The organism is Zavarzinella formosa DSM 19928 (assembly GCF_000255705.1).
GTDB lineage: Bacteria > Planctomycetota > Planctomycetia > Gemmatales > Gemmataceae > Zavarzinella > Zavarzinella formosa.
The window spans coordinates 35,475-35,706 of sequence record NZ_JH636439.1; the positions used below are offsets into that span (position 1 = coordinate 35,475).

Annotated in this window: 1 pseudogene; it reads right to left on the minus strand. The window is 68.5% G+C overall.

Features of this window, described 5'->3' with window-relative positions:
* A pseudogene (locus BGIM_RS64580) lies at positions 1-232 on the minus strand (3'-5' exonuclease); the annotation flags it as partial.

Sequence of the window (232 nt, forward strand, 5' to 3'; positions counted from 1 at the left end):
TCGTCGAGCAAGTCGAGGGACAACAACCATCTCACATAGTCGGGATGCCGTTCGGCCACCTCGGCAAACGGCCGCCCGGCGTGCTTTCCCCGGGCGAACACCAACCGGCCGTCATCTTCGCGGAACCAGCCGTCCAGGTCGGCCCCGGCCAGGAGCCGGTGGAGGTCGCCGACGGAGGAAGGCAGGTCGCGATATCGCCGCAACTGAGCGTCCAGCACCAGGGCCGCCGCTC